The sequence below is a fragment of the Dyella flava genome, from assembly GCF_016904955.1.
In the GTDB taxonomy this organism is placed as follows: Bacteria; Pseudomonadota; Gammaproteobacteria; order Xanthomonadales; family Rhodanobacteraceae; genus Dyella_B; species Dyella_B flava.
Genome location: NZ_JADIKE010000038.1, coordinates 340804 through 361729 on the forward strand (window position 1 = coordinate 340804; position 20926 = coordinate 361729).

Annotated in this window: 20 protein-coding genes, 5 tRNA genes and 1 pseudogene; 22 read left to right on the forward strand and 4 right to left on the reverse strand. The window is 61.9% G+C overall.

The window, feature by feature from the left end; genetic code table 11:
• Nucleotides 1-31: 31 nt before the first annotated feature.
• The 3 genes from ISP19_RS17295 to ISP19_RS17305 are packed head-to-tail and all read left to right on the forward strand — an operon-like array spanning nucleotide 32 to nucleotide 2056.
• On the forward strand, nucleotides 32-1321 hold the full coding sequence (locus ISP19_RS17295) for a YihY family inner membrane protein (protein WP_204683660.1): 1290 nt from the start codon (nucleotides 32-34) through the stop codon (nucleotides 1319-1321).
• Nucleotides 1318-1785 carry a TlpA family protein disulfide reductase gene (locus tag ISP19_RS17300; protein ID WP_204683661.1) on the forward strand — a complete coding sequence of 156 codons (468 nt, stop codon included), beginning with the start codon at nucleotides 1318-1320 and terminating at the stop codon, nucleotides 1783-1785. Before ISP19_RS17295 ends, ISP19_RS17300 begins: the two co-directional genes overlap by 4 nt.
• 4 nt (nucleotides 1786-1789) lie before the next feature.
• Complete coding sequence (locus tag ISP19_RS17305; protein WP_204683662.1) at nucleotides 1790-2056, forward strand: acylphosphatase; 267 nt, start codon at nucleotides 1790-1792, stop codon at nucleotides 2054-2056.
• A 10-nt stretch (nucleotides 2057-2066) separates the two neighbouring features.
• On the opposite strand, the pseudogene ppk2 reads toward ISP19_RS17305, so the two are convergent.
• From ppk2 to hemA, 4 genes and pseudogenes are all read right to left on the reverse strand, one after another.
• Nucleotides 2067-2846: pseudogene (ppk2, locus tag ISP19_RS17310) on the reverse strand (polyphosphate kinase 2).
• Between the two features lie 33 nt (nucleotides 2847-2879).
• Nucleotides 2880-4982 (reverse strand): O-linked N-acetylglucosamine transferase, SPINDLY family protein, encoded by a 2103-nt coding sequence (locus ISP19_RS17315; protein ID WP_204683663.1) that lies wholly within the window; start codon nucleotides 4980-4982, stop codon nucleotides 2880-2882.
• A 172-nt stretch (nucleotides 4983-5154) separates the two neighbouring features.
• Nucleotides 5155-6234 (reverse strand): peptide chain release factor 1, encoded by a 1080-nt coding sequence (gene prfA, locus ISP19_RS17320; protein ID WP_204683664.1) that lies wholly within the window; start codon nucleotides 6232-6234, stop codon nucleotides 5155-5157.
• Nucleotides 6235-6320: 86 nt separating this feature from the next.
• Nucleotides 6321-7616, reverse strand: a complete 1296-nt coding sequence (hemA, locus tag ISP19_RS17325; protein WP_204683665.1) for a glutamyl-tRNA reductase — start codon at nucleotides 7614-7616, stop codon at nucleotides 6321-6323.
• Between the two features lie 234 nt (nucleotides 7617-7850).
• Here hemA and ISP19_RS17330 point away from each other — a divergent pair, with 234 nt between their 5' ends.
• The 19 genes from ISP19_RS17330 (at nucleotide 7851) to rplA (ending at nucleotide 20745) form a co-directional block, all read left to right on the forward strand.
• Nucleotides 7851-9449 carry a tetratricopeptide repeat protein gene (locus tag ISP19_RS17330; protein ID WP_239556892.1) on the forward strand — a complete coding sequence of 533 codons (1599 nt, stop codon included), beginning with the start codon at nucleotides 7851-7853 and terminating at the stop codon, nucleotides 9447-9449.
• Nucleotides 9446-10054, forward strand: coding sequence for a lipoprotein insertase outer membrane protein LolB (gene lolB, locus ISP19_RS17335; RefSeq protein WP_204683667.1), 609 nt, complete (start codon nucleotides 9446-9448; stop codon nucleotides 10052-10054). The genes ISP19_RS17330 and lolB overlap by 4 nt, the downstream gene beginning before the upstream one ends.
• Nucleotides 10055-10075: 21 nt before the next feature.
• A complete protein-coding gene (gene ispE / locus ISP19_RS17340; protein WP_204683668.1) occupies nucleotides 10076-11434 on the forward strand; it encodes a 4-(cytidine 5'-diphospho)-2-C-methyl-D-erythritol kinase in 1359 nt (452 codons plus the stop codon).
• A gap of 47 nt (nucleotides 11435-11481) precedes the next feature.
• A tRNA-Gln gene (locus ISP19_RS17345) sits at nucleotides 11482-11558 on the forward strand.
• A gap of 52 nt (nucleotides 11559-11610) precedes the next feature.
• Entirely contained in the window at nucleotides 11611-12549 is a 939-nt protein-coding gene (locus tag ISP19_RS17350; protein ID WP_204683860.1) for a ribose-phosphate diphosphokinase, read from the forward strand.
• A 224-nt stretch (nucleotides 12550-12773) separates the two neighbouring features.
• Nucleotides 12774-13439, forward strand: coding sequence for a 50S ribosomal protein L25/general stress protein Ctc (locus tag ISP19_RS17355; protein WP_204683669.1), 666 nt, complete (start codon nucleotides 12774-12776; stop codon nucleotides 13437-13439).
• An 84-nt stretch (nucleotides 13440-13523) separates the two neighbouring features.
• A complete protein-coding gene (gene pth / locus ISP19_RS17360; RefSeq protein ID WP_204683670.1) occupies nucleotides 13524-14108 on the forward strand; it encodes an aminoacyl-tRNA hydrolase in 585 nt (194 codons plus the stop codon).
• A gap of 60 nt (nucleotides 14109-14168) precedes the next feature.
• Nucleotides 14169-15260, forward strand: coding sequence for a redox-regulated ATPase YchF (gene ychF / locus ISP19_RS17365; RefSeq protein WP_204683671.1), 1092 nt, complete (start codon nucleotides 14169-14171; stop codon nucleotides 15258-15260).
• A 150-nt stretch (nucleotides 15261-15410) separates the two neighbouring features.
• Nucleotides 15411-15908 (forward strand): GNAT family N-acetyltransferase, encoded by a 498-nt coding sequence (locus ISP19_RS17370; RefSeq protein WP_204683672.1) that lies wholly within the window; start codon nucleotides 15411-15413, stop codon nucleotides 15906-15908.
• A 40-nt stretch (nucleotides 15909-15948) separates the two neighbouring features.
• The gene (locus ISP19_RS17375) at nucleotides 15949-16437 is read left to right on the forward strand and encodes an acyl-CoA thioesterase (protein WP_204683673.1); all 489 of its coding nucleotides are present in this window, start codon (nucleotides 15949-15951) and stop codon (nucleotides 16435-16437) included.
• 105 nt (nucleotides 16438-16542) lie between these two features.
• A tRNA-Tyr gene (locus ISP19_RS17380) sits at nucleotides 16543-16628 on the forward strand.
• Nucleotides 16629-16725: 97 nt separating this feature from the next.
• Nucleotides 16726-16799: transfer RNA gene (locus tag ISP19_RS17385), tRNA-Gly, on the forward strand.
• A gap of 26 nt (nucleotides 16800-16825) precedes the next feature.
• Nucleotides 16826-16901: transfer RNA gene (locus ISP19_RS17390), tRNA-Thr, on the forward strand.
• Between the two features lie 77 nt (nucleotides 16902-16978).
• Nucleotides 16979-18169 (forward strand): elongation factor Tu, encoded by a 1191-nt coding sequence (tuf, locus tag ISP19_RS17395; protein ID WP_204678176.1) that lies wholly within the window; start codon nucleotides 16979-16981, stop codon nucleotides 18167-18169.
• A 134-nt stretch (nucleotides 18170-18303) separates the two neighbouring features.
• Nucleotides 18304-18379: transfer RNA gene (locus tag ISP19_RS17400), tRNA-Trp, on the forward strand.
• A gap of 75 nt (nucleotides 18380-18454) precedes the next feature.
• Nucleotides 18455-18847: a preprotein translocase subunit SecE gene (gene secE / locus ISP19_RS17405; RefSeq protein ID WP_204683861.1), complete on the forward strand. Its 393-nt coding sequence runs from the start codon at nucleotides 18455-18457 to the stop codon at nucleotides 18845-18847.
• A gap of 10 nt (nucleotides 18848-18857) precedes the next feature.
• Nucleotides 18858-19418, forward strand: a complete 561-nt coding sequence (nusG, locus tag ISP19_RS17410; RefSeq protein ID WP_204683674.1) for a transcription termination/antitermination protein NusG — start codon at nucleotides 18858-18860, stop codon at nucleotides 19416-19418.
• Nucleotides 19419-19602: 184 nt separating this feature from the next.
• Entirely contained in the window at nucleotides 19603-20031 is a 429-nt protein-coding gene (gene rplK, locus ISP19_RS17415) for a 50S ribosomal protein L11 (RefSeq protein ID WP_192165969.1), read from the forward strand.
• A 3-nt stretch (nucleotides 20032-20034) separates the two neighbouring features.
• A complete protein-coding gene (rplA, locus tag ISP19_RS17420; protein ID WP_204683675.1) occupies nucleotides 20035-20745 on the forward strand; it encodes a 50S ribosomal protein L1 in 711 nt (236 codons plus the stop codon).
• Nucleotides 20746-20926 lie beyond the last annotated feature (181 nt).

Below are 20926 nucleotides of genomic sequence, written 5' to 3' on the forward strand. Positions count from 1 at the left end.
GTGTACGGTCCGTACCAGGGAAGTCGGCACCATGAACCTGCGTTTTGATCGCGACCGTACCCTTACCTTCGGCCATTTTCTCTGGCAGCGCTTTCTCGACGACAAATGCTTCGAGACCGCCGGCGCGTTGTCCTACACCACCCTGGTTTCGCTGGTGCCGCTGACGGTGGTGGTGCTGACCATGTTTGCGGCCTTTCCCATGTTCGAGGATGCCCGCGACACGCTGATCAATTTCGTTTTCAGCAATTTCGTGCCCGCGGCGGGCGAGACCGTACAGAACGCGCTGATCGATTTTGCCTCCAACGCGCGAAAGCTCACCGGCATAAGCATCCTGGTGATGTTGTTCAGTGCCGTGTCGATGATGATCAGCATCGAAGACCGCCTCAACCGCATCTGGCAAGTACATGCCCATCGGCCTTGGGGCCCACGCCTGTTGCTTTACTGGGCAGCGTTGACGCTGGGGCCCATCCTGGTGGTCGGCGGCATTGCGCTCACGTCCTACGTGGCGGCGGTGCCAATGCTGCGCACTGCCACAGAGTCGTTGGGCATCGGCCAGCAGTTGCTCAAGGCGGTGCCCTTTGTGGTGACGTTTTTTACGTTATGGCTGATGTACACCACCGTTCCCAATCGTCGTGTCAACAAAAGACATACGGCGATAGGCGCCTTGCTCGGCGCCTTGCTGTTCGAGGGCGCCCGCTGGCTGTTTACCCACTATGTGCGGCATGCGCATAACTACCAGCAGATCTACGGGGCATTGGCGATTATTCCGTTGTTGCTGCTGTGGATTTATCTGTCGTGGGTGATTGTGATTCTGTGTGCTTCAGTGGCGGCATCCGTGTCGGCATTTGAATATCAGAAGCCGTGTGATGTCATGCCGGAAGGCGCCGAATTTCTCGGCCTGCTGGTCGTGCTGCGGCACTTCATCGAGGCACAGCGCGCAGGGCACGGTGTTGATCCCGTGGCGATACGAGCTGCGGAACCTTGCTTGCGCAGCACCACCATCGTGACGTATTTCGAGGATTTGTCACGCGGCGGATTGATCCAGCGCAACGAGACCGGACAATGGCTGCTGATCCGTAGTCTCGACAGCACGGATCTGCTGCATGTCTATCGAAACAATCGTTACCGCATGCCGTTGAACCCTGCCGAGCAGGCCGCCGCCGCGGGCATCGCGCTGCCGCCGGAATTGTTGTCGCTGCTCACCAAAGTGGCACATGCGCTGCAGTCAACCCTGGGTGCACACTTGGACAAGGTTTATCCTGTCAACGCGGCAACATCGCCCAAGCACCCCGTCTCACATCCCCTGGAATCGGAAACATGAAGCTGTTTGCATCGTCGCTACTGCTCGCCGCATGCGCCCTGGCGACTCCCGTTTTTGCCGCCATGCCGGCGCAACCATCGCTGAAGGTGACGACGCTCGACGGCAAACCCTACGATCTGGCAACCCAGCGCGGCCATTGGGTGATCGTGAATTTCTGGGCCACCTGGTGTGGACCGTGCATCAAGGAATTACCGGATATCTCGCATTTCGTGGCGACGCATCCGAACGTCTCGGCCATCGGCATTGCCTACGACGATACCGATCCGGCCGACATCCGCGCCTTCTTGCAAAAGCATCCCGTGACCTATCCTGTGGCGCAGGTCACGATGGACAAGCCGCTGAAAGATTTTGATGAGCCGAGTGGCCTGCCCATGACCTGGCTGATCGGCCCGGATGGCAAGGTGGCCAAGGAGTTCACGGGACCGGTTACCCCGGCTTTGCTGAGTGCCGCCATCGGAAAGTGACGGCATGAGCAGTGCGCGCTTCCTGGTCAGCGGCCGAGTGCAAGGCGTGTTCTTTCGCGCCAGCACGCGCAACGAAGCGCTCAGGCTTGGCTTGAACGGTTATGCCCGCAATCTGACCGACGGCCGGGTGGAAGTGGTGGCCAGTGGCCCGTCAGAAACCCTGCACAAGCTGGAACAATGGCTGTGGCAGGGCCCTCCCGCTGCACGGGTGGAAGATGTGGCGCGCAGTGATTATCAGCAGCCGGTGGCGAATGGGTTTGTCGTCAGCTGAGCCGGTTTGATCATTGATCAAAACTATCCGGCACCCATAGCGCTTTTTCGGTGATGTTTTCGCGCCTGCGTTTGCCTTTGAGCTTGGGTAGCTTCACGGGCGGTATCGGTTTGTCGTGACGTGGCACCTGCTCCAGCAGGTGCCGGATCAGGTTGATGCGACCACGCTTTTGGTCGTTGAAATCGACCACGAACCATGGTGCGTTGGCGGCATGCGTGCGTTCGATCATGACATCGCGCAGCTGGCCAAGCTCAGCGTATTTCGTGCGTGATGCCAGGTCGACCGGAGAAAGCTTCCAGCGCTTGAGTGGATCCTCAGCACGCGAAGTAAAGCGCCGCTCCTGTTCTTCTTGATCGACGGCCAGCCAATACTTGATCAGGATGATGCCGTCGTCGGTAAGCAATTTTTCGAATGCCGGCACCGCAGCGAGAAATGCTTCGTATTGCTCCTTGCTGCAAAAGCCCATTGCGGGCTCGACCACGGCGCGGTTGTACCAGCTGCGGTCAAACAACACGAATTCACCCGCCGCAGGCAGGTGCGTCACGTAGCGTTGAAAATACCATTGCGAGCTTTCCACCTCGTCAGGCTTGCCCAGTGCGGCGATACGGTAGCCGCGCGTGTCCATGCTCTCGGTAATACGCTTGATGGTGCCGCCCTTGCCGGCTGCGTCGCGCCCTTAAAACACCACCACCAGCCGCTTGCCGCTGCGTTTCAGCCAGCGGTGCAGACCGGCCAGCTCGATCTGCAAGGCTTCCATGGTCTTGTTGTACTGCTTGTCTTGCTTGCTCATGGCCTGTCTCCAGGAAAGGCTGTGGCGGCAAAGCTACAAGTCGAGATCAGCAGGCGGTCGGCCGATGCGATAGCGCGCGCTGACGGCGAGCATGGCACGGTGGAAGTCGGTGGCAAAACCTTGCATGTCGAACAGCGGGCTCTGACTGCGCTGCTGTACAAGATGACGCCGCAGCGTCGCCAGCGCTTCGCGATCATTGCCCAGGGCGGTCGCCATGCCTATAAAGGACACACTGTCGGCTGTGATCAGTTCCGGTAGTCCGAGGTGATGCAGCAGGCTGGTGACGGTACGTCCGGCCATGGTATCGCCGGTGCGCGTCAGCACCGGACAGCCGGCCCACAGCGCGTCCGACGCGGTGGCGCGCGCATTGGCAGGCAGCGTATCGAGATAAAGATCGACATGGGCATAGCGCGCGAGATATTCAGCGTAGGGCAGGCGCGGCATGAAGATCAGGCGTGCGGGTGCGATATCCAGTGCGCTGGCCGCCTGGCGCAGGCGCTCGTGAGTCTCTTCAAAAGTGGAAAGCAGCCAGAGCACGCTATCGGGCACCTGCTGCAGGATCAGCATGCAGCGGGCAAAGACGGCCGGATTGAGCGCGTAGCTTTCGTTGAAGCAGGCAAACACGACCGCGTTTTCGGGCAGGCCGCAGGCTTGCCGCGAAGGTGTTTCGGCCATGCTACGGCCTGGATCATTCGGTTGCGCGCAACGCGGCAAACGGATCACCTTTTCGCTGACGTGCTCACGCAGCACGCTGGGAACGGTGATGGCGTCGGTGAGCAGGTAATCCATCCAGGGCGCGCCGGAGCTGCCGGTATAGCCCAGCCAGCCCACTTGTACCGGTGCGGCACGCAACGACATCACCTCGATGTTGCCGCGTCCGCGATAACCGTTGAGATCGAACAGGATTTCGATCGCCGTGCCGTGGATCAGCGAGACGACCTGTTTGCGATTGAGTCCCGAGACATCGTGCAGGGTTGCTGCCGCGGACAAGCGACGGCGGACCGCGCCACCATCATCGGGAGTGGTGGCGAACAGATGGATCTCCAGCTCGGTATCAGCCAGCGCCTCGATCAACGCAACGATGTGCTGGCCGACGGCGGTTTCATGGAAACCATCGGCCAGCATGCCGATGCGAACCGGACTGTCCGGCAGGGGTACGGGATGGCGCAGGTTGAACTGTTGCCGAAAGTCTGCCGCTTGCTGTTCGAGTACGGACGCGTAGGTCTTGGCGCAGCGCAATTGCAGTGCGGCGTCGGTGTCCTCGGCGAGAAAGGCAAAGGGATGTACGCCGGGCTGGCCTTCCGACACGGCAAGTATCACTTGCTCGCTCAATGCATCGATGTCTCGCCAACGGCACAGCCGACGGCGGACAAACAGCAACTGCCCGACCACCGGAATCGCCTCCGGGTTGCGCGACAAGGCATCGGTGAAGGCTTCATGGGCACCGATCACGTCGCCGGCTTCATCCAGCATCATGGCGGCCTGGAACATGTGCTGCACATTGTTCGGCGCCAGTTTGCCCGCTTGCAGCAGCATGGCCGCGCCGTCCCGCGGGCGGCGTTGCATGTGCAGCATGTGGCCGAGCATGGCGTGGGCCAGATCGGAAGACGGTGCGTGCTGCAAGGCCTGACGTACCTGCACTTCGGCTTCCGGCAGACGCCCCAGCTCCATTTCTGCGGAGGCCAGGTTGAGCCGGATGGAGGGATGTTGCGGCATGTTTTTCACCGCCAGGGCAAAGGCATCGCGTGCGTGCACGTGCTGGCCGCCGGCCATGTAAGCGGTGCCAAGCACCTGCAGCAGGGCCGGATGTCCCGGTGCATGAGTCAGCGCCTTTTGCAGGCGTTCAATCGCCGCACCCAGCTTGCCCTCGGCCATGGCCATGCTGGCCAGATTGCACTGCACCTCGATGTTGCCTGGCGCCAGCTCGGCGGCGCGAGTCATCGCCATCTGCGCATCGCGCTGGCGGCCCACGCGCAGCAGGGCGACCCCGTGCAAGCGAAGTAGATCGGCCGACACTGGGAACTGCCGACGCGCGAGTGCTCCGAGATTGGCGGCTTCTTCGTTGGCGTCGCGCTGCAGCAGCTCGTTGAGCCGTTGCAGGATCGGGGCGATGTCATTGGGCAGTGCGTCAGTCATGGAGCCAGGAGTGAGTGAAGAGGAGTGAGAAGTGAGTAAAGGCCGTCCTGCCAGCCGGCTGTGCCGGAGAGCTGTGGAGGTGTGTGAAAGTGCCCCTTGAGAATGCAGCCTAAGCGTAACGCGATCCAGCCGCTCTTACTCACTCCTCACTTCTTAATTTCTCACTCCTCAATCAGCCGCCGGCCAGCGATTTCAACTCGTCGGCCTGGTGTTCGCGGGTCAGCGTGCCGATCAGCTCAGCCAGATCGCCCTGCATGATGTCCGGCAGGCGGTGCAGGTCCAGACCGATGCGATGGTCGGTGACCAGGCTGTCCTTATAACGATAGGTACGGATGCGTTGGCTGCGGTCACCGGTGCCTACTTGCAGCCGCCGCGTGTGGGCCTGTTCGGCGCTCTGCTTGGATTGCGCTTCATCGAGCAGGCGGGCCTTGAGCAGGCTCATAGCGCGGGCGCGGTTCTTGTGCTGGCTGCGCTCGTCCTGGCATTCCACCACGATGCCGCTGGGCAGATGGGTGATGCGGATGGCCGAGTCGGTCTTGTTGACGTGCTGGCCGCCCGCGCCCGAGGCACGGAAGGTGTCTATTTTCAGGTCGGCCGGGGAGAGCTCGATCTCTTCGATGTCATCCAGTTCGGGCAACACGGCGACCGTGGCGGTCGAGGTGTGCACGCGCCCTTGCGACTCGGTCACCGGCACGCGCTTGACGCAATGCACGCCTGATTCGAACTTGAGCTGGGAGAACGCCCCGCGGCCTTCGATCCGGGCGACGATTTCCTTGTAGCCGCCGTGTTCACCGGGATTCTCGCTAAGCACTTCGACCTGCCAGCGTTGGCGCTCGGCGTAGCGGGTGTACATGCGGAATAGATCGCCCGCAAAAATGGCTGCTTCGTCGCCGCCGGAACCGGCACGCACTTCCAGGAACAGGTTGGCGTCGTCGCGCGGATCCTTGGGGATCAGCAGCAACTGCAATTCGCCGTCCAGTTCGGCCGCGCGCGTCTCCAGGCGAGTGATATCGTCCTCGGCCATGTCACGCAGCTCCGGATCGTCGAGCATGGCGCGCGCATCGGCCAGTTCGCGCTCGATGCCCGTTTGTTCGCGCATGGCGTCGGCCACCGGTTCGAGCTGGGCATATTCGCGCGACAGTTCGCGAAAGCGGGTGTTGTCGGCCAGGACGTCTTGCTGACCGAGTAACAGGCCGATTTCTTCGTGGCGTTCGGCGATGGCTTCGAGTTTGCGGCGTATGGATGGCGTCATGGACAGCGGCGGAAAGCGAGGGACGAGGGGCGAGCAGGATGCTCGCAGCCTGGAAACCGATGGAACGCGGCAGCCAGCCGCCCTCGCTATTTGTCCTCGAAGGATTCGTCCGTCGTGCCGGCTTTCGCGTCCTCGTCCAGTCCATACAGGCGACCGGCGGCGTGCAGTAGATCGTGATCCCCGCTGAGCGCGGCCGCACGCAGGCGTGCGCTGGGGTGATGCAGCAGTTTGTTGGTGAGCGTGTTGGCGAGGAACGACAACGCCTCGTCCGCCGACTTGCCGCGGGCGAGCATCGCGCGCGCTTTTTCCAGGACCTGGTCGCGATAGATTTCGGCGTGATGGCGCAGATCCAGCGCAGGATTTTTCACGGTGAGCGCACGACGCCACGCCATGTAGCGTTCGACTTGCAGGTCGATGATGGCGTCGGCTTCACGCGCAGCGTTCTCGCGCGAGCGACGGTTGTCGTCGATCACCTGGCGCAGGTCGTCGATACCGTAGAGGTAGACGTCATCGAGCTCGCCCACCGACGGTTCGATATCGCGCGGTACGGCGATATCGACCATGAACATCGGCTTGCGGCGGCGGGTGGCAATCGCCTTTTCCACCATCGCGCGGGTCAGCACCGGCTGCCGCGCAGCGGTGGAGGCGATCACGATGTCCGCTTCGGCCAGATGCTGCGGAAGGTCGTGCAGGCCGATGGCGTAGCCGCCGTGGCGACTCGCAAGCTCCTGCGCATTTTCCAGGGTGCGATTGGCTACGATCAGCCGGCGGACTTGCTTTTCCGCCAGATGACGTACCGCCAGTTCGATGGTGTCGCCTGCGCCGATCAGCAGCACGCAAGCCTGACGCAAATCAGTGAATACCCGCTCCGCCAGGCGTACGGCAGTAAAGGCCACGGATACGGTGTGTGCACCGATGCGCGTGTCGGTGCGGACTCGCTTGGCGACCGCAAAGGTGTGCTGCAGCAGGCGGTCCATCGGGGTTTTGAGGGTGTTGACCTCGCGCGCCTGCTGGTAGGCATCCTTCACCTGGCCGAGGATCTGCGGTTCGCCCAGCACCATCGAGTCCAGCCCGGTCGCGACCCGAAACATGTGCCTCACGGCTGCTTCGTCATCATGCCGATAAAGGAACTCGTCAAGCTTGCCCGGAGTCAGACGATGGTGACGATTGAGCCATTCCTGCGGCACGTCTTCCGCACCTGCCGCCACACTGACGTAAAGCTCGGTGCGGTTGCAGGTGGACAGGATCATTGCCTCGTCGACACCGGGTTGCTGGGTCAGGTCGCGCAGTGCGGTACCGGTTGCATCCACGTCGAACGCCACCTGCTCGCGCAAGCTGACCGGCGCGGTAAGGTGGTTGAGCCCGAGGGCGATCAGCTTCATGACGTGATGCGATTGGGGGCGACGGGCGTTGGCCGGCGTAGACTAGACATGGCCGGATGTAACCGGAACCGAAAGAAGATCTGGAGGAATAGTGTGCTGAGCGGGACGGCCAAGTTCAAGCAAGTGCGGCAGTATGTAGCTGTAGGTTTAGTCGTGCTTGGGGTGGCAGGATGTGCCGCGATACCCAATCGGGCTAGCGTCACATCGAAAACAACCCCGCAGCCGTTGGCGCAGATGACGGTAGCTACGCCAGACCTGGACCACGATCTGCTGGCCCAGCTCATGGCCGGTGAATTGGCGTTGTCCGGGGCGGATCTCAAGGCCGCCTCCCAGGCTTACGGCAAGGCGATGATGATTTCGCACGATCCGGAGGTGGCCGGCAAGGCTGCCGCTCTGGCGATCGCCATCCATGATCCGGATGCTGCGCGGCAGGCCATCGACCGCTGGCAGGCGCTTGGCGCCACCCCCGCCCAGTTGGCCCAGGCGCGGGCCGAGCTGGCGGTGGAGCAGGGCAAGACCGACGAGGCCCGGCACCAGCTTTCGCTGCTGCTGGCCAGTGGCGACAAAGACGCCTGGCGGATGTTCGGGCGCGTGCTCATCGGCAGCCGAGACGCTGCCTTGGCCTCCAATCTGCTGGAGTCGCTGGCCACGCCCAGCAGTCTGCCGCCGGATCCGAAGGCCTGGCTGGCGATGAGTCAGCTGGGTGAGCAGCTCGGTCGCCACCAGTATGCCCAGCAGATTGCCGATGCCGCGATGAAGCGTTTCGGCACGGCTGAGACGTATGCCTGGGCGGCACAACTCAAGCTCGACAATGGCGATCGCACCGGTGGCCTGAGTCTGTTGAAGCAGGCGCAGGTGAAGGATCCCACCAATATCGGGCTGCGCCTGACCTATGCATCCTTGCTCGGGCAGAGCGGTCAGTACGCGCAGGCCACCAGGTTGCTGGAGAAAGGTCCGCAGAACGCGCAGACCTATGCCATGCGCGCGGCGCTGGCAGCCAGTGCCAAGGACAACAAGTCACTCGAGCAGGTCTACAAACAGCTCTCGCAGGCGCCGGACGATGTGCGTACCGCCAGTGCCTATTTGCTCGGCCAACTGGCCGAAGTGCTTGGCCGCAAGGAAGAGGCGCTGAAATGGTATGACCAGGTGTCGGACGACGACGACCATGCCTTCGACGCCGATCTGCGCACCGCGATCATCCTGCAGGACCTTGGGCGCAGTGCCGAAGCGCATCAGCAATTGGCCGAGATGCAGACTGATTATCTCGATCAGCCCGCGCAGCTGCGCCGCGCCTATGAAGTGGATGCGGATCTGTACCTGCGCGAGAAGCGCTATGCGGAAGCCACCAATGCCTTTACGCATGCGCTGCAAGTGGTGCCGGATGATCCGGATCTCTTGTACGGCCGTGGCCTGGCTTATGCTGAGATCGGCAAGATCGATCAGGCGGTGGCGGATTTCCGCCGCCTGCTGCAGATCAAGCCGGACGACATTGACGCCAGCAATGCACTCGGCTTTACCTTGGCCGATGCCGGGCGCGATCTGCCGGAAGCCGAAAAATTGATCGCCGCGGCGCGTGCTGCGAAGCCCAACGATCCTTCCATTGCCGATTCCTGGGGCTGGCTGCAATACCGGCTCGGTCATCTCAATCAGGCTGCGCAGGTGTTGCGTGGCGCATGGCAGGCAGGCAAGGATGCCGATGTGGGCGTGCATCTGGGCGAAGTGCTGTGGAAGCAGGGACAGCACGATCAGGCGCAACAGGTCTTCGATGAAGTGCGTCGCATGGATCCCCACAACACCAGCCTGCAAGAAACCTTGAAGCGTCTCCAGCCATGAAATCATCGCTCCGTTTTCTCGCAGCGCTCGCACCGCTGCTGCTGGCTGCCTGTGCGCCACAACAAGTCGTGCGCAACAAAGGCGATGCCGCATCGCTGGCACAGCAGGCGGTGCGTGAGCAGCAATTGGCAAACGTCGATCATTGGACCTTGCAGGGCCGCCTTGGCGTGTCCAATGGCAAGGACGGCGGTAGCGGCGTGTTGACCTGGATTCAAAACGGCGATCGCTACGAGTTCACCTTGCGTGCGCCGATTTCCGGCAAGAGCTTCCGTCTTAGCGGCGGTCCTGACGGTGCGTTGCTGGAAGGGCTGGAGGGTGGCCCGTTACAGGGTGCCAATGCGGAAGAACTGATGCGTCGCGCCTTGGGCTGGGACATCCCGCTGGATGAACTACGTGCGTGGGTTCTGGGCGTGCGTACGCAAGGACAGGAAGCCGAATTGAGCTTTGGTGACGACAAGCTGCCGTCGTTGTTGCAGCAGGGCGGTTGGGCGATCAGCTACCCTGTGTGGGATAGCACACATCAACCGCCATTGCCGGCCAAGGTTTTTGCCGAAAAACCACCTTATTCCGTCCGGCTGGTGATCAGCTCCTGGACGTTGCAGTAACGCGCCTGGTTCAACTTGCCCATGTCATTCCGTATTGAACGTGCCGTCCGGACGCATGTCGACGCGATTTGCGCGATCGAACGCGCTGCTGTGGAGATGTTCCGGCAGCACAAGGCGTGGCGGTTCTATTCCGCTGTTTCGATCCCGCCCGAGCAATTAGAAGAGGAGATCCAGCGCGGGCTGGTGTGGGTGGCTTTGCCGGATGGTCGCGACGAACCGGTGGGTTTCGTCTGGCTCGATACCGAGCAGGGCAGTGATGTTGCGGGCATCGCCGAGATCGATGTGCTGCCCGAATACAGCCGGCGCGGCATCGGTGCGGCGCTGTTGAATCACGCCTGCGATTGGGCGAGGGCGGCGGGTTATCACCGGGTCGATCTCGGTACCCTGGCCGACGTGCCGTGGAACGCGCCGTTTTACGCCAGGCACGGATTTGCGATCGTGGATAAGCACGATCCGGCGTTTGCCTATGCACGCGAGCGCGATCGTGAGAACGGTTTTCCGGATACGTTGCGCGTGTTCATGTCGCGCCCGTTGTCACGTCCGCTTGCGCATGAATGGACCGTGTGGCCGGCGCCGGCCAAGCTCGATCTGTTCCTGCGCATCATCGGGTTGCGTGAGAACGGTCAAGATGAAACGCAGACGGTGATGCGGCTGCTCGACTGGAGCGATGAAGTTCGCCTGCGTGCGCGTGCTGACGAGCAGATTCACTCGCAAGACGAACACGCCGTGCGCGCGGCAGAATTGTTGCGGGAACGCGCTGGCATCCGCACCGGTGCGGACATAGCGATCGAGAAGCGCACGTCCGTCGATGCCAGCCTGGGTGGGAATGGCTCGGTAGCCGCCACCGTGCTGGTCGGCTTGAATCAAGTCTGGGGCTGTGGATTGGGCCTCGACGAACTCGACGATCTGGGGCGGCAGCTTGAGCTGGAGGTGCCGGTTTTCGTTCGTGGCCGCTCGGCGTGGGTCACGGGTGCAGGCGAGCACATCAAGCCGATCAAGCTGCCCAGGCGCTGGTACGTGTTGCTTGATACACACGAAAACGTGCGAACTGTTGATTTATTTCAAGCAACTGAATTGACACGTAATGCGCCCGCCGCCACAATTTCATCCTTTGCTTCCGGCGAAACGTTGGAGAACGTGTACGAGCCTGTCGTTCGCTCGCGCTACCCACGGGTCGCAGCGGCACTGGATTGGCTCGGAAGCCACGGCCACGCGCGGCTTTCCGGCAGCGGTGGTTGCGTTTTCCTCGAAACGGCAACGCCCGAACGGGCTGAGGCAGTCGCCAGGCGCTGTCCGGTCACGTTCACGGCCCGAGTGGTCGAGGGCGTCGGGTTGTCGCCGTTGCATCGGGCGCTGGTGCGCCACGCTGCAACGCGTTAACCGGCTGGCCAGGAAGCAGACTGCAAAACCAAAACGAGTAGTAACACTGGGGCGTCGCCAAGCTGGTTAAGGCACGGGATTTTGATTCCCGCATGCGTAGGTTCGAATCCTACCGCCCCAGCCATTCACACAATGGCCTGGTTTCTGAGGAAACAACCGTGGATACATCCAGCCCGATGCTGTTTGCCGGCAACGCTCACCGTGCCTTGGCTGAAGATGTCGCTCATCGACTGGGTGTGCCGCTAGGCAAGGCGCTGGTCGGCAAGTTCAGCGACGGCGAAGTCCAGATCGAAATCGAAGAGAACGTTCGTCGACAGGAAGTGTTCGTGCTGCAGCCCACGGGTGCGCCGAGCGCGGAAAACCTGTTCGAACTGTTGACCCTGGTCGACGCGCTCAAGCGCGCTTCCGCCGCCAGCGTCACGGCGGTCATTCCGTACTTCGGCTACGCCCGCCAGGATCGCCGCCCGCGCTCGGCGCGCGTGCCGATCACGGCCAAGCTGGTGGCCCGCCTGATCGGTACCGCCGGTGTGGACCGTGTGCTGACGGTGGATCTGCACGCCGACCAGATCCAGGGCTTTTTCGACGTGCCGGTGGATAACGTCTACGCCTCGCCGATCCTGCTGGCTGACATCTGGCGCAACTACAGCATGGACGACCTGATCGTGGTCAGTCCGGACGTGGGTGGCGTGGTGCGCGCCCGCGCCATCGCCAAGCGCCTGGATGACGCCGATCTGGCCATCATCGACAAGCGCCGTCCCAAGGCCAACGTCGCCACCGTGATGAACATTATCGGCGACGTCGAGGGCAAGACCTGCGTGATGGTGGACGACATCGTCGACACCGCCGGCACCTTGTGCGCTGCGGCCGCGGCCCTCAAGGAGCGCGGTGCCCGCAAGGTGGTGGCGTACTGCGTGCATCCGGTGTTGTCCGGTGCGGCGATCCGCAATGTCGAGGGTTCCCAGCTTGACCAGCTGGTGGTGACCAACACCCTGCCGCTGCGCGAGGACGCCAAGGCCTGCGCCAAGATCCGCCAGCTGTCGGTCGCCGAGTTGCTGGCCGAGACGATCCGCCGTATCGCCTTCGGTGAGTCGGTCAGCTCGCTCTATATCGACTGAGTTGGGCTGGGCCAGGGATTAGGGGCTAGTAGCGACGGCGGCACGCCCCCGGCTGGCCGCGAGCCACGCTACTGGCCCTTCGCCCCTGCTTTTGGCGTTAGGCCCCAAAATCCCGTATACTTGCGCGCTTTTCCGTCCGCATAAGCGGACAATCCGGCTCCTCTGGTCGCGGGGGAGTCAGTCTCGTCGCCGTGAGGCGGCTTCCAAACCAAGGCAATACTGACATGGCTAAGACTCATGAGATTCTGGCGCAAGGCCGCAAGGACGAGGGGAAAGGTGCGAGCCGCCGCCTGCGTCGTGCCGCTTTCGTGCCGGCCGTTGTTTACGGTGCGGGCCAGCCCGCTGAAAGCATCCAGATCGAACACAACACCATCCTGCTCGCCGCCAGGAATGAGTGGTTCTTCTCCTCGGTGCTCGACCTGAATGTCGACGGCAAGGTGCAGAAGGTGCTGGTGCGTGACTGGCAGAAGCACCCGTTCAAGCAGCAGATGCTGCACATGGACTTCCTGCGCATCAACGAGAACGAAGCGATTCGCGTGAATGTGCCGCTCCACTTCCTCAATCAGGAAAAGTCCCCGGCCGGCAAGACCGCTGGCGTGGTCATTTCGCACAACCTCAACGAAGTGGAAGTTTCCTGCTTGCCGAAGGATCTGCCGGAGTTCATCGAACTCGACCTGATCGACCTGAAGCCCGGCGACATCGTCCACCTGTCGCAGCTCAAGCTGCCGGCCAGCGTTGAGATTCCGGCCCTGCATCTGGGCGCCGATCACGACGCAGCGGTAGTCACCGCCGTGACCGTGCAGGAAGAAGTGGACGAAGCTCCGGCTGCCGAAGGTGCTCCCGAAGGCGAGGCCGCCAAGCCCGCCGCCGGCGACGCCACCAAGAAGTAAGTCGGCATGGCGCCTTCCTTCCTCTCCCCTCCGGGGAGAGGGTTGGGGTGAGGAGCCAATCTTGCGGCCAAGTCAATCCGACACATGGCAGGTCTACGACTCATCGTCGGACTGGGCAATCCCGGTACCGAATATCTCAGAACCCGGCACAACGCCGGGTTCTGGTTTGTTGACGCCCTGGCAACGGGGCAGGGCGAGCGCTTCGGTTTCGACGGCAAGCTGCATGGCGAAACCTGCAAAGTGCGCATCGATGGCGAGCCCGTATGGCTGCTGAAGCCGGCGACCTTCATGAACAAGAGCGGCATCGCCGTGGCCTCGGCGCTGCGCTACTACAAGATCGAGCCCGAAGAATGCCTGGTTGCGCATGACGATCTGGATCTTCCCGCCGGCACCGTGCGCATGAAATTCGACGGCGGCCACGGTGGACAGAACGGCTTGCGCGACATCATGGCCCACCTCGGACATGGCAAATTCCACCGTCTGCGCGTGGGCATCGGGCATCCTGGGCATCGCGATCAGGTCACCCCATGGGTGCTGGGTCGCCCTTCCGCCAAGGACGAGGATGCCATCATCGATGGCCTCGGCCGTGCACTGGACGTTTTGCCGCTGGCAGTCGACGGGCAGTTCGACAAGGCGATGCAGCAGCTCCACACACCCGAGAAGCGTTAAACGGTCAAGCTGCCGTTTTACTATTCCGTTTTTAGATTCTTTATTCCTGGATCCAGCATCATGGGCATCAAATGCGGCATCGTCGGCCTGCCTAACGTCGGCAAATCCACCCTGTTCAACGCGTTGACCAAGGCGGGCATTGCCGCGGCGAACTTTCCCTTCTGCACCATCGAACCGAACGTGGGAGTGGTGCCGGTGCCGGATGCGCGCCTGCAGGCGTTGTCGGATATCGTCAATCCGCAGAAGGTGATTCCCACTGCGGTGGAGTTCGTCGATATCGCCGGCCTGGTGGCTGGTGCCTCGAAGGGCGAGGGTCTGGGTAACAAGTTCCTCGCGCACATCCGCGAAGTCGATGCGATTGCGCACGTGGTGCGCTGCTTCGAGCACGGTGACATCGTGCACGTAGCCGGCAAGGTTGATCCGATTGCCGACATCGAAACGATCGACACCGAGCTGGCGCTGGCCGATCTCGATTCGGTCGAGAAGGCGTTGAATCGCGCCGAGCGTGCGGCCAAGGCCAATGACAAGGAGGCGCTGGCCAAGAAGCCGGTGCTGCAGAAGCTCGCTGCCGGCCTCAACGAAGGCAAGACTGCGCGCAGCCTTGGCCTGGATGAGGACGAAAAGGCGCTGGTGCGCGATCTGTTCCTGCTCACCCTCAAGCCGCTGATGTACATCGCGAACGTCCGCGAAGATGGCTTCGAGAACAATCCGCATCTCGACGCCGTGCGTACTCGTGCCATTGCCGAGGGCGCCGAAGTGGTGCCGGTATGCGCGGCCATCGAAGAAGAGCTCTCGCAGCTCGAAGACGCCGACCGCGATGAATTCCTCAAGGATCTCGGTCTGGAAGAACCTGGCCTCAACCGAGTGATTCGCGCCGGTTACAAGCTGCTTAATCTGCAGACTTATTTCACTGCAGGCGTGAAAGAAGTGCGTGCCTGGACCATCAAGCGTGGCTTCACCGCACCGCAAGCGGCCGGGGTGATTCATACCGATTTCGAGCGCGGCTTTATCCGTGCCGAAACGGTCTCCTACGATGACTTCATCCAGTACAAGGGTGAGTCTGGCGCGGCGGCGGCGGGGCGTCTGCGCAAGGAAGGCAAGGATTACGTGGTCAAGGACGGCGACGTGTTGCACTTCCTGTTCAACGTCTAACCCATACGATCGGCGAATATCAAAGCCCCGCTCAGGCGGGGCTTTTTTCGTGCGCCGATTCTTGCCGCGCCAGGGCCTGTTTACACTATTTGCGAGCTACGCAAATAGTGTAAACAGGCCCTGGGAGCAGATGATTGCGCGGGTCTTCCTATGTCCGAACAGCTGTTGCGTATCCGCCTGGCACGGCCTGAAGACGCGCCCGCCGTGGCGACCCTGATACGCCGCGTGGTGCGTCGCTGGGTTTTGCCGGATCAGCCGCGCAAGGCCGGGCAAGCCTTTCTTTTGCGCATCACCACCAGGTTTTTGCGCGAAAAAATCGTGGAAGGCCAGCGTTTCTATCTCGGTTATCTCGGTGATGTGCTGGTTGGCGTTTCGGGCATGCGGGACGATTGCCATCTGGTTCACTTCTTCGTCAGTACGCGCTACCAGGGCCGCGGCATTTCCCGGCGGTTGTGGCAACGGACCATGCGGGATGCCGTGCGCCGTGCGGGTACGCGTCGCTTTACGCTCAATGCCACGCGCTGCGGGGTGCCGATCTATCTGCGCTTCGGTTTCCGCGCCACCGGGCCTGAGCAGATTTCGCACAATGGCTTGCGGGTGACGCCGATGAAAATGATTCTGCCGGCGACGCGTGGTAAGCGGGCATAATGGCGTCTTCCAATCGTTGGCTTAGTCCGTTGGAGAGCACATGTCAGGCCAGCAGCATGAAGTGACTTTTCGTTTTCTTGCCCAGCCCACCGACGTCAATTTCGGCGGCAAGGTGCACGGCGGCATGGTGATGAAATGGATCGACCAGGCGGGGTACGCCTGCGCCGTGGCCTGGAGTGGTGCCTATTGTGTGACGGCGGCGATCAGTGGCATCCAGTTCGTCAAGCCGATCCTGATCGGTGATCTGGTGGCGGTACGGGCCAAGCTGATTCATACCGGCCGCTCCAGCATGCAGATGGCGGTTGACGTGCTGGCGCGTGACCTTCGTACCGGTGAAGAGCGCCTGGCGACCAGTTGCGTGATGGTGTTTGTCGCGCTGGACAAGCCCGATGGAAAGCCTGCGCCGGTGCCTCAATGGACGCCCCGTGACGAGAACGAGCGGCGTCTGCAGCAGGAGGCCCTGCATCTGCTTGAGCTTTCCAAGAGCATGCAGCAGCTGGTCGATACGCGCGGCGCCGGAAACGACTGAACCGCTGCGTCGGCTTGATCGGAAAAATCTCGAAAAAACCGCTGTTCAGCATCGTCAAGGTGTTGACACATCCGGCCTCGATCCACACAATAGCCGTTCTTTGTTGGAGGGATACCCAAGCGGCCAACGGGGGCAGACTGTAAATCTGCTGGCTTACGCCTTCGGTGGTTCGAATCCACCTCCCTCCACCAGCTCATTGCTCCGGGTAACCGGGTCGGGCTGGAAAGCAGGGTTGCAAACGCAAATGGAAATACGCTGTTGCGGCCTGTTAGACGAGTTCCGCGCAGGGCGGGAGTAGTTCAATGGTAGAACCTCAGCCTTCCAAGCTGATGGTGCGGGTTCGATTCCCGTCTCCCGCTCCATTGATCTCGTCGCTGTGTTTTTTTGTGCTCATGTAGCTCAGTCGGTAGAGCACTTCCTTGGTAAGGAAGAGGTCGCTGGTTCGATTCCAGTCATGAGCACCACCGCTTAGAGCTGTCGCGGTATCGCCTGATCACCTTAGTTTCCTCTCACTCATTGACTCCATCGGGATTTAGCGCTCATGGCAAAGGGTAAATTCGAACGCACCAAGCCGCACGTGAACGTGGGCACGATCGGTCACGTGGACCACGGCAAGACGACGCTGACGGCGGCGCTGACGAAGGTTGGCGCAGAGCGTTTCGGTGGTGAATTCAAGGCATACGACGCGATCGACGCGGCGCCGGAAGAGAAGGCGCGCGGTATTACGATCTCGACGGCGCACGTGGAATACGAATCGCCGAACCGCCACTACGCGCACGTGGACTGCCCGGGCCATGCTGACTACGTGAAGAACATGATCACGGGTGCGGCGCAGATGGACGGTGCGATCCTGGTGTGCTCGGCCGCGGACGGCCCGATGCCGCAGACGCGCGAACACATCCTGCTGTCGCGCCAGGTGGGCGTGCCGTACATTGTGGTGTTCCTGAACAAGGCCGACATGGTGGACGACGCCGAGCTGCTCGAGCTGGTGGAAATGGAAGTGCGCGAGCTGCTGAGCAAGTACGAATTCCCGGGCGACGACACCCCGATCATCAAGGGTTCGGCCAAGCTGGCGCTGGAAGGCGACCAGTCGGAAATCGGCGTGCCGGCGATCGTGGCGCTGGTGGACGCACTGGACAGCTACATTCCGGAGCCGGTGCGTGTGCTGGACAAGGCCTTCCTGATGCCGGTGGAAGACGTGTTCTCGATCTCCGGCCGCGGCACGGTGGTGACCGGTCGTGTGGAGACGGGCATCATCAAGGTCGGTGACGAAATCGAGATCGTGGGTCTGAAGCCGACGGTCAAGACCACGGTGACGGGCGTTGAAATGTTCCGCAAGCTGCTGGATCAGGGCCAGGCGGGCGACAACGTGGGTCTGCTGCTGCGCGGTACGAAGCGTGAAGACGTGGAGCGTGGCCAGGTGCTGGCCAAGCCGGGTTCGATCACGCCGCACACCGACTTCGAAGGCGAGATCTACGTGCTGTCGAAGGAAGAGGGTGGTCGTCATACGCCGTTCTTCAGCAACTACCGCCCGCAGTTCTACTTCCGTACGACGGACGTGACCGGTGCGATCAAGCTGCCGGAAGGTACGGAGATGGTGATGCCGGGTGACAACGTGAAGATCTCGGTGTCGCTGATTGCGCCGATCGCGATGAGCGAAGGTCTGCGCTTCGCGATCCGCGAAGGTGGCCGCACCGTCGGCGCCGGCGTCGTCGCCAAGATCACCAAGTAAGCAGTAAAATGGGAAGTCGCCCGTGATGCGGGCTGTAAAGCGCGAGGGTGGGGCATTCGCTGAGCCCTCGCGGCGCCAGGCGCAGCTTTACAGCAGGCAAAGCGAGCGACTTCACTTTTAGTTACCAAAAACGTACGCCAGTAGCTCAATTGGCAGAGCAGCGGTCTCCAAAACCGCAGGTTGGGGGTTCGAGTCCCTCCTGGCGTGCCATTTTTCCGAGGAATGATGGCGGGTGTGTCGCAACCAGTCTTGAAACGGGTTGCACCAAGCATCCGCTCGATGCGCATGAATACCAAGGCTGAACAGACCAAAGGCACGAGCGGCGCCGATATCGGCAAGCTGGTGCTGGCCGTGCTGGTGCTGCTGGCCGGCATCGTCGGATACACCTACCTCGGCAACATCGGCGCCGCTTCGCCGCTTCGCCTGATCACCATTCTGGTGGCAGTGGTTGCTGCCGGCGCCATTGCTGCGTTCACGGCGCCTGGTCGCCGTGCCCGCCATTTTCTGGCCGAGTCGCAATTTGAAATGCGCAAGGTGGTCTGGCCCACGCGGGACGAGACCATCAAGACCACCGGCATCATCATCGCAGTGGTCATTGTATTGTCCCTGCTACTAGGTCTGATTGACCTTATCCTGAAGTCGGTCGTGCTCGACTGGCTGCTCAAGCTTGGTTCGTAAGGAGCGTGCGATGAGCAAGCGTTGGTACGTCGTTCATGCCTATTCCGGCTTCGAGAACCAGGTAAAGAAGTCGCTGGTGGATCGCATTGCGCGCGCCGGGATGGAAGAGAAATTCGGTGAGGTGCTGGTGCCTACCGAAGAGGTGGTCGAAATGCGCAGCGGCCAAAAGCGCCGCAGCGAGCGCAAGTTCTTCCCTGGCTATGTGCTGGTGCAGATCGAGACCGATACCGAGGGCAAAGCTCCGCGTATCGACGACGAATGCTGGCATCTGGTCAAGGAGACGCCGAAGGTGATGGGCTTCATCGGCGGTACCGCCGATCGCCCGCTGCCGATCCGTGACAGTGAGGCCGATACCATTCTCAGCCGCGTCCGCGAGGGCGTGGAGAAGCCCAAGCCCAAGGTGCTGTTCGAGCCGGGCGAGATGGTTCGCGTCACCGATGGTCCGTTCAATGACTTCAACGGCGTGGTCGAGGAAGTCAATTACGAGAAGAGCCGCTTGCGCGTGGCCGTGCTGATTTTCGGCCGCTCCACCCCGGTGGAGCTCGAATTCGGCCAGGTCGAGAAGGCCTGAGTCCGGTTTTCGGCACGGGGCTTGCTTAAAGCCCGTTTCATCTCTAAACTACGCGGTTCACGCCGGGGTCTTTCGACTCGGCGTGTCCGTATTTCTGGATTTCGCAGGATCGCGGGGTCCCCTCCCACCAGGGATTGTGCATGGCGAGGAGCCGCAAGGCGCTTGAACTCGCGAGGAAACTCCAATGGCAAAGAAAGTTGTCGGTTATATCAAGCTGCAGGTCAAGGCCGGTCAGGCCAACCCGTCGCCGCCCGTGGGCCCGGCTCTCGGTCAGCGCGGCCTGAACATCATGGAATTCTGCAAGGCGTTCAATGCCGCCACGCAGAAGATGGAGCCGGGTCTGCCGATCCCGGTCATCATCACGGCCTATTCGGACCGTAGCTTCACCTTTATCACCAAGACCCCGCCGGCCACCGTGCTGATCAAGAAGGCCACCGGCGTCGCCAAGGGCTCGTCCAAGCCGAACACCGACAAGGTGGGCAAGATCACCCGCAAGCAGCTGGAAGACGTTGCGAAGCAGAAGGAGCCGGATCTCACGGCTGCTGATCTGGACGCCGCGGTGCGCACCATTGCTGGTAGCGCGCGCAGCATGGGCCTAGTGGTGGAGGGCTAAGACATGGCAAAGCTCACGAAGCGTATGAAGGCCGCTCAGGCGGCAGTGCAGCCGGGCAAGACCTACGGCCTGGAAGAAGCCCTCAAGATCGTCAAGGACAACGCCAAGGCCAAGTTCGCCGAGTCGGTGGACGTGGCGGTGCGCCTGGGCATCGATGCGAAGAAGTCCGACCAGGGCGTGCGTGGTTCTTCGCTGCTGCCGCACGGCACCGGCAAGACCGTCAAGGTTGCCGTGTTCTGCCCGGCCGGTGAGAAGGCCGAAGCCGCCAAGGCAGCTGGCGCCGATGCCGTTGGCATGGATGACCTGGCCGAGCGCATGCAGGCTGGCGACCTCGACTTTGGTCGTGTGATTGCCACGCCGGACGCGATGCGCGTGGTCGGTAAGCTCGGTCAGTTGCTCGGTCCTCGCGGCCTGATGCCGAACCCGAAGGACGGTTCGGTGACCGCCGACGTGGTCACGGCTGTGAAGAATGCCAAGGCCGGTCAGGTGAAGTTCCGCAACGACAAGGCGGGCATCATCCACGCCACCATCGGCAAGGCCACCTTTGATGCTGCGCAGCTGGCGGACAACCTGAACGCGCTGGTCGCCGACCTGCTGAAGGCCAAGCCGGCTACGGCCAAAGGCCAGTACCTGCAGAAGGTCGCGCTGTCCAGCACGATGGGCGTGGGCGTACCGGTCGATACCTCGACCCTGTCCGCGGCCTCGGCCAAGTAAGAAATTCAAGTCCTGCGTGGGGTTTGTGCTCCGCGCAGGCAGTTTTTGAGGGTAGCCCCGGCAGTATGCCGGAGCCGCCGTCAAAGACCGCAGGCGCGACCAGCGCGCGACGACGACGGGCAGGGAGCTCGATCTGGCAAAGGAATCGCCGTCGCCGCCAACGAGGTCGCTTAATCCGGTT